This is a genomic window from Citrobacter sp. KH_055_1, from assembly GCF_057838705.1.
In genome coordinates this window covers 4,701,814-4,716,378 of the sequence record NZ_CM174473.1, presented here as the reverse complement: position 1 = coordinate 4,716,378, position 14,565 = coordinate 4,701,814, and the positions used below count along the sequence as shown (strand labels likewise).

Here is a 14,565-nt window from a genome sequence, read left to right as displayed (position 1 = left end):
ATTGAGACTTCAGTGTCCCCTTCGTCTAGAGGCCCAGGACACCGCCCTTTCACGGCGGTAACAGGGGTTCGAATCCCCTAGGGGACGCCACTTGCTGGTTCGTGAGTGAAAGTCACCTGCCTCAGTATCTCAAAACTGACTTTCGAGTCATGTTTGAGATATTTGCTCTTTAAAAATCTGGATCAAGCTGAAAATTGAAACGACACACTGTGTCTGTTCTCCGTAATAAGAACAGATAAGCGGTGTGTTCGAGTCTCTCAAATTTTCGCAACACGATGTGTTTTACGAAACATCTTCGGGTTGTGAGGTTAAGCGACTAAGCGTACACGGTGGATGCCCTGGCAGTCAGAGGCGATGAAGGACGTGCTAATCTGCGATAAGCGTCGGTAAGGTGATATGAACCGTTATAGCCGGCGATTTCCGAATGGGGAAACCCAGTGTGTTTCGACACACTATCATTACGTGAATACATAGCGTAATGAAGCGAACCGGGGGAACTGAAACATCTAAGTACCCCGAGGAAAAGAAATCAACCGAGATTCCCCCAGTAGCGGCGAGCGAACGGGGAGCAGCCCAGAGTCTGAATCAGCATGTGTGGTAGTGGAACGGTCTGGAAAGTCCGACGGTACAGGGTGATAGTCCCGTACACAAAATCGCATGTGTTGTGAACTCGAAGAGTAGGGCGGGACACGTGGTATCCTGTCTGAATATGGGGGGACCATCCTCCAAGGCTAAATACTCCTGACTGACCGATAGTGAACCAGTACCGTGAGGGAAAGGCGAAAAGAACCCCGGCGAGGGGAGTGAAAAAGAACCTGAAACCGTGTACGTACAAGCAGTGGGAGCCTTGATTTATCAGGGTGACTGCGTACCTTTTGTATAATGGGTCAGCGACTTATATTCTGTAGCAAGGTTAACCGTATAGGGGAGCCGAAGGGAAACCGAGTCTTAACTGGGCGTTAAGTTGCAGGGTATAGACCCGAAACCCGGTGATCTAGCCATGGGCAGGTTGAAGGTTGGGTAACACTAACTGGAGGACCGAACCGACTAATGTTGAAAAATTAGCGGATGACTTGTGGCTGGGGGTGAAAGGCCAATCAAACCGGGAGATAGCTGGTTCTCCCCGAAAGCTATTTAGGTAGCGCCTCGTGAATTCATCTTCGGGGGTAGAGCACTGTTTCGGCTAGGGGGTCATCCCGACTTACCAACCCGATGCAAACTACGAATACCGAAGAATGTTATCACGGGAGACACACGGCGGGTGCTAACGTCCGTCGTGAAGAGGGAAACAACCCAGACCGCCAGCTAAGGTCCCAAAGTCACAGTTAAGTGGGAAACGATGTGGGAAGGCACAGACAGCCAGGATGTTGGCTTAGAAGCAGCCATCATTTAAAGAAAGCGTAATAGCTCACTGGTCGAGTCGGCCTGCGCGGAAGATGTAACGGGGCTAAACTGTGCACCGAAGCTGCGGCAGCGACACTATGTGTTGTTGGGTAGGGGAGCGTTCTGTAAGCCGTTGAAGGTGTCCTGTGAGGGGTGCTGGAGGTATCAGAAGTGCGAATGCTGACATAAGTAACGATAATGCGGGTGAAAAACCCGCACGCCGGAAGACCAAGGGTTCCTGTCCAACGTTAATCGGGGCAGGGTGAGTCGACCCCTAAGGCGAGGCCGAAAGGCGTAGTCGATGGGAAACAGGTTAATATTCCTGTACTTGGTGTTACTGCGAAGGGGGGACGGAGAAGGCTATGTTAGCCGGGCGACGGTTGTCCCGGTTTAAGCATGTAGGCGGAGAGTTTAGGTAAATCCGGACTCTTATTAAACGCTGAGGTGTGATGACGAGGCACTACGGTGCTGAAGTAACAAATGCCCTGCTTCCAGGAAAAGCCTCTAAGCATCAGGTAACATCAAATCGTACCCCAAACCGACACAGGTGGTCAGGTAGAGAATACCAAGGCGCTTGAGAGAACTCGGGTGAAGGAACTAGGCAAAATGGTGCCGTAACTTCGGGAGAAGGCACGCTGATGGTAGGTGAAGCGACTTGCTCGTGGAGCTGAAATCAGTCGAAGATACCAGCTGGCTGCAACTGTTTATTAAAAACACAGCACTGTGCAAACACGAAAGTGGACGTATACGGTGTGACGCCTGCCCGGTGCCGGAAGGTTAATTGATGGGGTTATCCGTAAGGAGAAGCTCTTGATCGAAGCCCCGGTAAACGGCGGCCGTAACTATAACGGTCCTAAGGTAGCGAAATTCCTTGTCGGGTAAGTTCCGACCTGCACGAATGGCGTAATGATGGCCAGGCTGTCTCCACCCGAGACTCAGTGAAATTGAACTCGCTGTGAAGATGCAGTGTACCCGCGGCAAGACGGAAAGACCCCGTGAACCTTTACTATAGCTTGACACTGAACACTGGTCCTTGATGTGTAGGATAGGTGGGAGGCTTTGAAGTGTGGACGCCAGTCTGCATGGAGCCAACCTTGAAATACCACCCTTTAATGGCTGGTGTTCTAACGTAGACCCGTAATCCGGGTTGCGGACAGTGTCTGGTGGGTAGTTTGACTGGGGCGGTCTCCTCCTAAAGAGTAACGGAGGAGCACGAAGGTTAGCTAATCCTGGTCGGACATCAGGAGGTTAGTGCAAAGGCATAAGCTAGCTTGACTGCGAGAGTGACGGCTCGAGCAGGTGCGAAAGCAGGTCTTAGTGATCCGGTGGTTCTGAATGGAAGGGCCATCGCTCAACGGATAAAAGGTACTCCGGGGATAACAGGCTGATACCGCCCAAGAGTTCATATCGACGGCGGTGTTTGGCACCTCGATGTCGGCTCATCACATCCTGGGGCTGAAGTAGGTCCCAAGGGTATGGCTGTTCGCCATTTAAAGTGGTACGCGAGCTGGGTTTAGAACGTCGTGAGACAGTTCGGTCCCTATCTGCCGTGGGCGCTGGAGAATTGAGGGGGGCTGCTCCTAGTACGAGAGGACCGGAGTGGACGCATCACTGGTGTTCGGGTTGTCATGCCAATGGCATTGCCCGGTAGCTAAATGCGGAAGAGATAAGTGCTGAAAGCATCTAAGCACGAAACTTGCCCCGAGATGAGTTCTCCCTGACTCCTTGAGAGTCCTGAAGGAACGTTGAAGACTACGACGTTGATAGGTCGGGTGTGTAAGTGTAGCGATACATTGAGCTAACCGATACTAATGAACCGTGAGGCTTAACCTTACAACGCCAAAGATGTTTTGGCGAAAGAAAGACATCAAATTCAGCTTGATACAGATAAAATCAGAACGCAAAAGCGGTCTGATAACAGAATTTGCCTGGCGGCTGTAGCGCGGTGGTCCCACCTGACCCCATGCCGAACTCAGAAGTGAAACGCCGTAGCGCCGATGGTAGTGTGGGGTCTCCCCATGCGAGAGTAGGGAACTGCCAGGCATCAAATTGCAGTAAACCGGGATAAAGAATCCGGGTAGTGACAAAGAAATTCGGTGGAGCGGTAGTTCAGTTGGTTAGAATACCTGCCTGTCACGCAGGGGGTCGCGGGTTCGAGTCCCGTCCGTTCCGCCACTTATTAGAAAATTAAGCCTGCTACCTTAGCAGGCTTAATGATAAGAAATATAGGGGCGTAGCTCAGTTGGTAGAGCACCGGTCTCCAAAACCGGGTGTCGCGAGTTCGAGTCTCTCCGCCCCTGCCAGAAACAATCCTTAGCATTTTTGCTAAGGATTTTTTTTATCTGAAAATCACGCCACCTTCATACTGTTTATTTCCTGTTTCCGGCATCCTTGCCAGCGTCCATTTTAATCATCCAGAATATTCGTTTTCAGCAGATCGCAGATAAGCGTATGTTTATCGCTATTTTGTAGCCAGACCGCATACAACGGACGTGAAAGTGTCGTGCTGTCAGAAACTATATGGAGATCGCTTTTTGTTTTCGCCCAACACACGGGAAGCCAACTAAAACCCTTCAGTACAGGAAGTTGCTGTCTTGCTAGCTCAGCAGAACTGGTGGTTAGCACTGGTACTTCGTCGCCGGCAACTAATCCCGCTTCGTGTTGTTGAAAATCAGGTCCCCACTCCAGACGCAGATAATTCAGTTCATCTTTTGTTTGTGATGGAGCGCTGCAATAGAGCGCCAGCGTGAAATACCCCAGTAGTTGACTGCTAAATTCGTCCATTTTTGGGGATTCAGTAGTAATCAGCAGATCAAGCTGTCGTTCATGGAGTTGCTTTACTAGCGACTGGCGCTGCGCGATCCTGGCTTCAAACTGCAGGCTGGTTTGCGGCACCTGCGACTGATATAAACGACCCAGCCAGCCATTGAGCATGCATTCCCAAAGGGAAGCGCTGGCACCGATAGAGAACTCATTATGGCGTGAGGTATTTGCGACCTCCTTACGTGCTGCTTGCCACGTATTCATCAGCGTTTCAGCATATGGCAATAATTTTTCACCCGCAGCGGTTAAACGGATATTGTTTCTGTGTCGGGTGAAGAGGTTCACACCCAGTTGATTTTCCAGTTGTCTGATGCGAAAACTGACCGCCGATTGGGTCAAATAGAGCGCTTCAGCTGCCCGGCCAAAGTGGCGCGTTCGGCTAACTTCCAGGAAAGTCTTTAACAATTCCGTATCCACAACTCACTCCATAAAATTATTTGTCGTTATGATTTAAATCTTTTGTTTGACGCTCTGTCAAGCGTAACTAATACTCCGCGCCATAAATAGCTCGGCCAAAGAATTAGGAGCGTGCAGGATGGCGGAAAGCTTTACGACGACTAATCGATATTTCGACAATAAATATTACCCCCGCGGATTCTCCCGTCATGGTGATTTCACCATTAAAGAGGCACAGCTGCTTGAGCGTCACGGTTATGCCTTTAATGAGCTGGATCTGGGCAAGCGTGAGCCGGTAACTGAAGAAGAGAAGTTGTTTGTGGCGGTATGCCGTGGTGAACGAGAGCCGGTTACCGAAGCGGAACGTGTGTGGTCTAAATACATGACGCGTATTAAGCGTCCAAAACGTTTCCACACGCTGTCTGGCGGCAAACCTCAGGTAGAAGGTGCGGAAGATTACACCGAGTCAGAGGATTAATAAAAAAAGGGCGAAAGCCCTTTTTTTATGCCAGTAGTTTCTGTAAATGGATTAACAACCTGTCTATTGCCCGATAGCCAACGGCTTCCTGTAAATGTTGACGGGTGATCTGGTCACATTGCTCAATATCCGCAATTGTGCGAGCGACCTTTATCAAGCGCAGCCATGCGCGGATGGACAATCCAAGATGTGCTAACGTTTCCTCCAGCCAGCGTGCGTCATCCCTGTGTAAGACGCAGAATTGATGTATATCCTGGCTGCCCAGATGCGCATTTAACTTATTTTGCCGCTGATACTGGCGCTCACGCGCGGCCATAACCCGTTTCTTCACCGTCTCACTGTCTTCTCCCTTTGCTGCTCGCTGACTGAGTATACCGGGCGGTGGAAGGGGTATTTCGAGGGACAAATCGAAGCGGTCGAGAAAAGGGCCAGATAAGCGATTGAGGTAACGTAGCGTTTGCTCTGGGGTACAACGGTTGTGGTTTCCCTGATAGTGCCCTGTTGGGCTTGGATTCATTGCTGCTATCAATTGAAAGCGTGCCGGGTAGGTTATTTTTGCCCGGGTGCGTGATAAATGAATCTGTCCGGATTCAATAGGCTCACGCAGGGCATCCAGCGTACGGCGTTCAAACTCGGGCAATTCATCCAGGAATAATATGCCGTTATGTGCCAGAGAAATCTCACCCGGTGCCGGTATCGATCCTCCTCCTACCATTGCGGTTAAGGACGCGCTGTGATGGGGTGAGCGAAAGGGGCGTTGCTTCCACTGTTTTTGTATGGTGTCGGAATTGACCAGGCTGAGAATTGCCGCGCTTTCCAGAGCCTCATCATTACTTAACGGTGGTAACAATCCGCGAAGGCGACTGGCAAGCATCGTTTTTCCCGTACCCGGCGGGCCGATGAGCAAGAGATTGTGGCCGCCTGCAGCGGTAATCTCCAGCCCTCGCTTGCCCTGTTCCTGGCCGATGACGTCACTGAGGTCATCAGATGAGCCTGAAGGTGGAATCTCTACGCAAACAGGCCTTTCTAATTCATGCTTACCTTCGAGAAATGCGCACACGGCTTGCAGGTGATCGGCAATCAGGCAGCCCTCGCCGTGTATTAGCCCCACTTCTGCAGCGTTCTCTTTTGCGACAATAATTCGCCTACCTGCGCGAATTGCTTCAGTTGCGCTGGATATTGCTCCGGGAACGCCACGTAGAGCACCTGTAAGCGCTAGTTCACCGACTAACTCATAAGTATCGAGATTATGTGTTGTAAGCTGCTCTGACGCAGCCAGAAGCGCAATGGCGATAGGTAAATCATATCTCCCTCCTTCTTTAGGCAGATCTGCCGGGGCAAGGTTGATGGTTATCTTCTTGGCCGGAAATTCATACCCGCTATTAATAATCGCACTGCGAACTCGATCTCGAGCCTCTTTCACGGTGGTTTCGGGTAGTCCAACCATGGTTAAACCGGGCAAGCCATTACTAATATGGACTTCAATAGTAATGGGTGGTGCATTGACGCCTAATGCGGCGCGCGTGTGGACTATCGACAGTGACATAACCCCTCCTGATGCAGGCATTATGTCTTAATAGATGGCGACGATATCTTGCTTGATTGATACTTTTAGATGCTGATTCATGTATTTTTATGCAAGGGTTAATATTTTACGTAACCTCTGGAACAACGCTCACAAGCGCCGCTCAAAGTGCCGCCTGCAGAGGGAAAACATGATCGTGTTTACTGAATAACGTGAAATATTTTCATTTTCTATTTTTTGTATAAAAAACAACGCGATTTATAGAAACCGTTAACCGTGTCAGAAAAATGAATGCAGAAATATCTTGTGCCATAGTGAAACTCTATGGTAACTCTTTAGGTATTCCTTCGAACAAGATGCAAGAAAATACAAAAATGACAGCCCTTCTACGAGTGATTAGCCTGGTCGTGATTAGCGTGGTGGTGATTATTATCCCACCGTGCGGGGCTGCACTTGGACGAGGAAAGGCTTAAAAAACAAGCCTTAACGAACTAAGACCCCCGCACCGAAAGGTTCGGGGGTTTTTTTTGACCTTAAAAACTTAAACGAGGAGCAGAAAGTGAACACTAGCATAAAATTCTGTTTCTCAAGATTTACGGCGGGGATGTAACTATGAATGGGGCACAGTGGGTGGTACATGCGTTGCGTGCACAAGGGGTGAAAACCGTCTTTGGCTATCCCGGTGGCGCAATTATGCCGGTTTACGATGCGTTGTACGACGGCGGCGTAGAACACCTGTTGTGTCGACACGAGCAGGGGGCGGCGATGGCGGCTATTGGCTATGCCCGCTCAACCGGTAAAACCGGTGTCTGTATCGCGACTTCCGGTCCTGGTGCAACCAATCTGATCACTGGCCTGGCAGATGCGCTGTTAGATTCCGTTCCCGTTGTGGCGATCACTGGTCAAGTATCTTCCCCGTTTATCGGCACCGATGCGTTCCAGGAAGTGGATGTACTCGGCATGTCGCTGTCATGTACCAAACATAGTTTCCTGGTGCAGTCGCTGGAAGAGTTGCCGCGTATCATGGCCGAGGCCTTCGACGTGGCGAACTCTGGTCGTCCGGGTCCGGTTCTGGTTGATATCCCGAAAGACATTCAGTTAGCCAGTGGTACGCTGGAGCCCTATTTCACCACCGTCGAAAACGCAGTTGCTTTCCCACATGCTGAGATTGAACAAGCCCGCAAGATGTTGGCGAAGGCACAGAAACCCGTGCTGTACGTAGGTGGTGGCGTAGGGATGGCGCAGGCAGTTCCAGCGCTGCGTGAGTTTATCGCCGCAACGCATGTGCCGGTGGTTTGTACGTTGAAAGGCCTTGGCGCGGTGGATGCAGATTACCCGTACTATCTGGGTATGCTGGGCATGCATGGCACCAAAGCGGCAAACTTTGCGGTGCAGGAGTGCGATTTGCTGATCGCCGTCGGTGCGCGTTTTGATGACCGGGTGACTGGCAAGCTGAACACTTTCGCCCCCAATGCCAGCGTGATCCACATGGATATCGATCCGGCCGAGATGAACAAACTGCGCCTGGCACACGTTGCGCTGCAAGGCGATTTAAATACGCTGTTACCTGCATTGCAACAACCGCTGGCCATCAACGAATGGTGCCAGTATGCCGCCGACATGCGTGCAGAACATGCCTGGCGCTATGATCATCCGGGGGAGGCTATTTACGCTCCGCTGTTGTTAAAACAGCTGTCCGAAAGGAAACATAAGGATAGCGTGGTGACGACGGATGTTGGTCAGCATCAGATGTGGTCAGCACAACACATGACCTACACTCGCCCGGAGAACTTCATCACCTCCAGCGGCCTGGGGACGATGGGCTTTGGCTTACCTGCAGCAGTGGGGGCGCAGGTGGCCCGTCCGAATGATACGGTCATCTGTATCTCCGGTGACGGCTCCTTCATGATGAATGTGCAGGAGCTGGGCACCGTGAAACGCAAGCAGTTGCCGCTGAAAATCGTCTTACTCGACAACCAGCGGTTAGGCATGGTGCGACAATGGCAGCAGCTGTTTTTCCAGGAACGCTATAGCGAAACTACCCTGACCGATAATCCCGATTTCCTTATGTTGGCCGGCGCCTTCGGCATCCCTGGCCAACACATCACCCGTAAAGACCAGGTTGAAGCGGCTCTCGACACCATGCTGAACAGTAATGGGCCATACCTGCTTCATGTCTCAATCGACGAAGTTGAGAATGTCTGGCCTCTGGTACCTCCTGGTGCCAGTAACTCAGAAATGCTGGAGAAATCATCATGATGCAACATCAGGTCGCCGTTGAGGCTCGTTTCAATCCGGAAACGTTAGAACGTGTTTTGCGCGTGGTACGCCATCGTGGTTTTCAGGTGTGCTCCATGAATATGAATGCTGCCAGCGATGCGCAGAATATAAATATTGAATTGACCGTTGCCAGCCCACGGTCGGTCGACTTACTGTTTAGTCAGTTAAGTAAACTGGTCGATGTTGCACATGTTGCTATCTGCCAGAGCACAACCACATCACAACAAATTCGCGCCTGAGCGCAAAAGGAAGAGAAATGACGACGAAAAAAGCTGATTTCATTTGGTCTAATGGCGAGATGATTCGTTGGGAAGACGCGAAGGTTCACGTGATGTCCCATGCGCTGCACTACGGTACATCAGTATTTGAAGGTATCCGTTGCTATGATTCTCACAAAGGGCCGGTGGTGTTCCGTCATCGCGAGCACATGCAGCGTCTGCGTGATTCAGCCAAAATTTATCGTTTTCCGGTTTCTCAGAGCGTTGATGAGTTGATGGAAGCTTGCCGTGCAGTGATCCGTAAAAATAACCTGACCAGTGCGTACATCCGCCCGCTGGTGTTTGTTGGCGATGTCGGCATGGGCGTTAACCCACCGGCGGGATACACCACGGATGTGATCATTGCTGCGTTCCCGTGGGGGGCTTACCTGGGTGCTGATGCCCTGGATCAGGGGATCGACGCGATGGTTTCTTCCTGGAACCGTGTCGCACCCAACACCATTCCTACCGCCGCCAAGGCGGGTGGTAACTACCTGTCTTCACTGCTGGTGGGTAGCGAAGCGCGTCGTCATGGTTATCAGGAAGGTATTGCGCTGGATGTGAACGGCTACATCTCCGAAGGCGCGGGTGAAAACCTGTTTGAAGTTAAAGACGGCATTCTGTTTACTCCACCGTTTACCTCTTCCGCGCTGCCGGGCATCACACGTGATGCGATTATCAAACTGGCGAAAGACCTCGATATCGAAGTGCGTGAACAGGTGCTGTCTCGCGAGTCGTTGTATCTGGCCGATGAAGTGTTCATGTCCGGTACGGCGGCAGAAATTACCCCGGTGCGCAGCGTTGACGGTATCCAGGTGGGTGAAGGCCGTTGTGGCCCGGTCACCAAGCGCATTCAGCAGGCCTTCTTTGGCCTCTTCACCGGTGAAACGGAAGATAAATACGGCTGGTTGGATCAGGTTAATCACTAAGTATAAATTTGGGACGGCACGCACCGTCCCATTTAAATAGTCAGACGGGAGTAAATAAAGCATGCCTAAGTATCGTTCCGCCACAACAACACATGGCCGCAATATGGCGGGAGCCCGCGCGCTGTGGCGCGCCACCGGGATGACTGACGATGACTTCGGTAAGCCGATTATCGCCGTCGTAAACTCGTTTACCCAGTTCGTGCCGGGCCACGTGCATCTGCGCGATCTCGGTAAGCTGGTTGCCGAACAGATCGAAGCCTCCGGCGGCGTAGCCAAAGAGTTTAATACTATCGCCGTGGATGACGGTATCGCCATGGGCCACGGGGGCATGCTGTATTCCCTGCCGTCACGTGAGCTGATCGCCGATTCGGTGGAGTACATGGTGAACGCCCACTGCGCCGATGCGATGGTCTGTATCTCTAACTGCGACAAAATCACCCCGGGGATGTTAATGGCTTCCCTGCGCCTGAACATCCCGGTGATCTTTGTGTCCGGCGGCCCGATGGAAGCCGGTAAAACCAAACTCTCAGATCAGATAATCAAACTCGATCTGGTGGATGCGATGATTCAGGGTGCGGACCCGAAAGTCTCTGATTCGCAAAGCGATCAGATTGAGCGCTCCGCCTGTCCGACCTGTGGTTCCTGTTCGGGGATGTTCACCGCTAACTCGATGAACTGTCTGACCGAAGCGCTGGGCCTGTCGCAGCCGGGTAACGGTTCGCTGCTGGCCACCCACGCCGATCGTAAACAGCTGTTCCTCAATGCGGGTTCACGTATCGTTGAGCTGACCAAACGCTATTACGAACAGAATGATGATTCTGCGCTGCCGCGCAATATTGCCAACAAGGCGGCGTTTGAAAATGCCATGACACTGGATATCGCCATGGGGGGGTCCACGAACACCGTTCTGCACCTGCTGGCGGCTGCACAGGAAGCTGAAATCGACTTCACCATGAGTGATATCGACAAGCTGTCCCGCAAAGTGCCACAGCTGTGTAAAGTCGCGCCGAGCACCCAGAAATACCATATGGAAGATGTTCACCGCGCGGGCGGTGTGCTGGGGATTTTAGGCGAGTTGGATCGTGCCGAGTTATTGAATCGTGATGTGAAAAACGTGCTGGGGTTGACCCTGCCACAAACCCTGAATCGCTATGATGTCATGCTGACCCAGGATGAGGCGGTGAAAAACATGTTCCGCGCCGGCCCGGCGGGCGTTCGTACCACCCAGGCGTTCTCGCAGGATTGTCGCTGGGACACGCTGGATGACGATCGCGCTGAAGGCTGTATCCGCTCGCTGGAACACGCTTACAGCAAAGACGGCGGTCTGGCGGTGCTGTACGGTAACTTTGCGGAAAACGGCTGTATCGTAAAAACCGCAGGCGTGGATGACAGCATTCTGAAATTCACCGGCCCGGCGAAAGTCTACGAAAGCCAGGACGATGCCGTTGAAGCCATCCTCGGTGGCAAAGTGGTTGCTGGTGATGTGGTGGTGATTCGCTACGAAGGGCCGAAAGGCGGACCAGGGATGCAGGAAATGCTCTACCCAACCACCTTCCTGAAATCCATGGGGCTGGGTAAAGCCTGTGCCTTGATCACCGACGGTCGTTTCTCCGGCGGGACGTCAGGTCTGTCTATCGGTCACGTTTCTCCGGAAGCGGCGAGCGGCGGTAACATCGCGATTATTGAAGATGGCGACATGATTGCGATTGATATCCCGAATCGTGGCATTGAGCTGTTGTTGAGCGATGCGGAGATCGCGGCCCGTCGTGAAGCGCAGGATGCTCGCGGTGACAAAGCCTGGACGCCAAAAGATCGCCAGCGTCAGGTCTCCTTCGCGCTGCGTGCCTATGCCAGCCTGGCAACCAGCGCTGACAAAGGCGCGGTGCGCGATAAATCGAAGCTGGGGGGCTAATACCATGGCTGATTCACAACCCCTGTCCGGCTCCCCTGAGGGGGCAGAATATCTCAGGGCGGTGCTGCGTGCGCCGGTCTATGAAGCGGTGCAGGTTACGCCGCTGCAAAAAATGGAAAAACTCTCTTCGCGCCTCGATAACGTGGTCCTGGTGAAGCGCGAAGACCGACAGCCGGTACACAGTTTCAAGCTGCGCGGGGCCTACGCGATGATGGCGGGCCTGACTGAAGCGCAAAAAGCGCAGGGCGTGATCACCGCGTCGGCAGGAAACCATGCTCAGGGCGTGGCCTTCTCCTCTGCGCGCCTTGGGGTGAAGGCGCTGATCGTCATGCCAACGGCTACCGCGGATATCAAAGTCGATGCCGTTCGCAGTTTCGGTGGCGAAGTGCTGCTGCACGGTGCCAATTTTGATGAAGCGAAAGCCAAAGCGATTGAATTGGCACAGCAACAAGGTTTCACTTGGGTTCCGCCATTCGATCACCCGATGGTGATTGCCGGGCAGGGCACACTGGCGCTTGAGCTGCTGCAGCAGGATGCGCATCTCGATCGGATATTTGTTCCGGTTGGCGGCGGCGGTCTGGCGGCGGGTGTGGCGGTGCTGATTAAACAGCTGATGCCACAAATCAAAGTTATTGCCGTGGAAGCCGAAGACTCAGCCTGCCTGAAGGCGGCACTGGATGCGGGCCACCCGGTCGATCTGCCGCGCGTAGGCCTGTTTGCTGAAGGCGTGGCGGTGAAACGCATCGGTGATGAAACCTTCCGCCTGTGTCAGGAATACCTCGACGACATTATCACCGTTGATAGCGATGCAATCTGCGCGGCGATGAAAGACTTGTTCGAAGACGTGCGTGCGGTGGCGGAGCCGTCTGGTGCACTGGCGCTGGCGGGGATGAAAAAATACATCGCCCAGCACAATATTCGTGGTGAACGTCTGGCGCACGTGCTGTCCGGTGCCAACGTCAATTTCCACGGCCTGCGCTATGTGTCTGAACGCTGCGAGCTGGGTGAACAACGTGAAGCGCTGCTGGCGGTGACAATCCCGGAAGAAAAGGGGAGTTTCCTGAAATTCTGCCAGCTGTTGGGTGGACGTTCGGTGACCGAATTTAACTACCGGTTTGCCGATGCGAAAGATGCCTGCATTTTTGTCGGCGTACGCCTGAGCCGCGGTCTGGAAGAGCGCAAAGAAATCCTCCAGTTGCTTAGCGACGGCGGTTACAGCGTGGTGGATCTGTCCGATGATGAAATGGCCAAGCTACACGTGCGCTATATGGTCGGTGGACGCCCCTCGAAACCGCTACAGGAACGTCTTTACAGCTTTGAGTTCCCCGAGTCGCCAGGGGCGCTGCTGAAATTCCTGCATACCTTAGGGACCCACTGGAATATCTCGTTGTTCCATTATCGCAGTCACGGCACCGACTATGGTCGCGTGCTGGCGGCGTTTGAATTGGGCGATCATGAGCCGGATTTTGAAACGCGGATCAACGAACTGGGCTACGACTGCCATGATGAGAGTCATAACCCGGCGTTCAGGTTCTTTCTGGCAGGGTAGGCCGGATAAGGCGCTTGTGCCGCCATCCGGCATTAGTGGCCAGGCAGCAAGCTCCAGAATGCCTCAATCAGCGGCTCATGCAGCCGCTTTTTTTGTACGCAAACGCCCAGCTCAAACGGCGTTTTCTCGTCGCTACGTTCTAAAATCATCACGCGGTTACGCACCGGCTCCGGACTGTTTTCCAGCACCACTTCCGGCAGCAGCGCCACGCCGCAGCCCAGCGCCACCATCGAGACCATCGCCTCGTGACCGCCGACCGTGGCATAGATTGATGGATTACTGATTTTATGACGGCGGAACCACAGCTCAATGCGGCGGCGTACCGGGCCCTGGTCGGCCATGATAAACGGCACAGTGGACCAGTCGGGATCATCGATGGACACCTGATTGCGTACCGGGCACGGCAATGCCGGAGCAATTAACACCACCGCCAGATTTTCCAGCATAGAGAATGCCACCGCACCAGGCAGGGTTTCCGGTTTCCCGGCTATTGCCAGATCCGCTTCTCCGGTGACCACTTTTTCCATCGCATCGGCGGCATCGCCGGTAGACAGTTTAATTTCGACCGACGGGTGTTCTGCGCGAAAGCGATCAAGGATTGGCGGCAGATGGCTGTAGGCGGCGGTGACCGAACAGAAGATATGCAGCTCGCCCGACAGCGAGGGTCCCTGCTGATCGAGGGTGTGGCGCAGTTGCTGATACTGCAATAACGTCTGCTGGGCAAAAATGCGCAGCTCTTCGCCCGCTTCGGTCAGCGTGACCGTGCGGTTATCCCGCACGAACAGCGCCTGGCCAAGATCCTCTTCGAGTCGCTGAATCTGCCGGGAAAGCGTGGAGGGGCTGACGTGCATCGCCCGCGCGCTGCGGCCAAAGTGGCGGCTTTCCGCCAGGTGCAGGAAGGTTTTTAGATCGCGTAAATCCACGGCTCGCACTCCACGATTTTACATTGCATAAATTGCAACGTGACGTTGTGAATATATCAATTTCCGCAATAAATTTCCTGTCATATAGTGGGTTCATTCTCGCAAAAGCG

At 53.1% G+C, this 14,565-nt stretch carries 10 protein-coding genes, 3 tRNA genes and 2 rRNA genes; 12 read left to right on the top strand and 3 right to left on the bottom strand.

Translation table 11 applies throughout. The features are described 5' to 3' along the window. Nucleotides 1–14 precede the first annotated feature (14 nt). The 5 genes from AC3ITF_RS22155 (at nucleotide 15) to AC3ITF_RS22135 (ending at nucleotide 3,686) form a co-directional block, all read left to right on the top strand. Nucleotides 15–90 (top strand) — tRNA-Glu (locus tag AC3ITF_RS22155). A gap of 216 nt (nucleotides 91–306) precedes the next feature. Continuing rightward, nucleotides 307–3,216: ribosomal RNA gene (locus AC3ITF_RS22150) — 23S ribosomal RNA — on the top strand. Between the two features lie 94 nt (nucleotides 3,217–3,310). After that, a 5S ribosomal RNA gene (rrf, locus tag AC3ITF_RS22145) occupies nucleotides 3,311–3,426 on the top strand. Between the two features lie 55 nt (nucleotides 3,427–3,481). Next, a tRNA-Asp gene (locus AC3ITF_RS22140) sits at nucleotides 3,482–3,558 on the top strand. Between the two features lie 52 nt (nucleotides 3,559–3,610). After that, nucleotides 3,611–3,686, top strand: a tRNA-Trp gene (locus tag AC3ITF_RS22135). A gap of 103 nt (nucleotides 3,687–3,789) precedes the next feature. Here AC3ITF_RS22135 and hdfR read toward each other — a convergent pair. Then, on the bottom strand, nucleotides 3,790–4,623 hold the full coding sequence (gene hdfR / locus AC3ITF_RS22130) for an HTH-type transcriptional regulator HdfR (protein WP_096758962.1): 834 nt from the start codon (nucleotides 4,621–4,623) through the stop codon (nucleotides 3,790–3,792). Nucleotides 4,624–4,741: 118 nt separating this feature from the next. On the opposite strand from hdfR, the gene maoP reads away from it, so the two are divergent. Beyond that, nucleotides 4,742–5,080 carry a macrodomain Ori organization protein MaoP gene (gene maoP / locus AC3ITF_RS22125; protein ID WP_096758961.1) on the top strand — a complete coding sequence of 113 codons (339 nt, stop codon included), beginning with the start codon at nucleotides 4,742–4,744 and terminating at the stop codon, nucleotides 5,078–5,080. 25 nt (nucleotides 5,081–5,105) lie between these two features. Here the strand turns inward: maoP and AC3ITF_RS22120 are convergent, their stop codons facing one another. Next, nucleotides 5,106–6,626 (bottom strand): YifB family Mg chelatase-like AAA ATPase, encoded by a 1,521-nt coding sequence (locus AC3ITF_RS22120; RefSeq protein ID WP_115259865.1) that lies wholly within the window; start codon nucleotides 6,624–6,626, stop codon nucleotides 5,106–5,108. Between the two features lie 353 nt (nucleotides 6,627–6,979). On the opposite strand from AC3ITF_RS22120, the gene ilvL reads away from it, so the two are divergent. The 6 genes from ilvL to ilvA all read left to right on the top strand — a co-directional run bounded on the left by ilvL (nucleotide 6,980) and on the right by ilvA (nucleotide 13,532). Further along, a complete protein-coding gene (gene ilvL / locus AC3ITF_RS22115) occupies nucleotides 6,980–7,078 on the top strand; it encodes an ilv operon leader peptide (protein ID WP_001311244.1) in 99 nt (32 codons plus the stop codon). Between the two features lie 139 nt (nucleotides 7,079–7,217). Continuing rightward, nucleotides 7,218–8,864: an acetolactate synthase 2 catalytic subunit gene (gene ilvG, locus AC3ITF_RS22110; protein ID WP_489176019.1), complete on the top strand. Its 1,647-nt coding sequence runs from the start codon at nucleotides 7,218–7,220 to the stop codon at nucleotides 8,862–8,864. Continuing rightward, nucleotides 8,861–9,124 carry an acetolactate synthase 2 small subunit gene (ilvM, locus tag AC3ITF_RS22105; protein ID WP_096758958.1) on the top strand — a complete coding sequence of 88 codons (264 nt, stop codon included), beginning with the start codon at nucleotides 8,861–8,863 and terminating at the stop codon, nucleotides 9,122–9,124. Before ilvG ends, ilvM begins: the two co-directional genes overlap by 4 nt. A gap of 17 nt (nucleotides 9,125–9,141) precedes the next feature. After that, entirely contained in the window at nucleotides 9,142–10,071 is a 930-nt protein-coding gene (locus tag AC3ITF_RS22100; RefSeq protein ID WP_096758957.1) for a branched-chain amino acid transaminase, read from the top strand. A 61-nt stretch (nucleotides 10,072–10,132) separates the two neighbouring features. Continuing rightward, nucleotides 10,133–11,983: a dihydroxy-acid dehydratase gene (ilvD, locus tag AC3ITF_RS22095; RefSeq protein WP_137399132.1), complete on the top strand. Its 1,851-nt coding sequence runs from the start codon at nucleotides 10,133–10,135 to the stop codon at nucleotides 11,981–11,983. Between the two features lie 4 nt (nucleotides 11,984–11,987). Then, nucleotides 11,988–13,532, top strand: coding sequence for a threonine ammonia-lyase, biosynthetic (gene ilvA / locus AC3ITF_RS22090; RefSeq protein ID WP_096758955.1), 1,545 nt, complete (start codon nucleotides 11,988–11,990; stop codon nucleotides 13,530–13,532). A 32-nt stretch (nucleotides 13,533–13,564) separates the two neighbouring features. On the opposite strand, the gene ilvY is transcribed toward ilvA, so the two are convergent. Then, entirely contained in the window at nucleotides 13,565–14,455 is an 891-nt protein-coding gene (gene ilvY, locus AC3ITF_RS22085) for an HTH-type transcriptional activator IlvY (protein ID WP_115259861.1), read from the bottom strand. Between the last annotated feature and the right edge of the window lie 110 nt (nucleotides 14,456–14,565).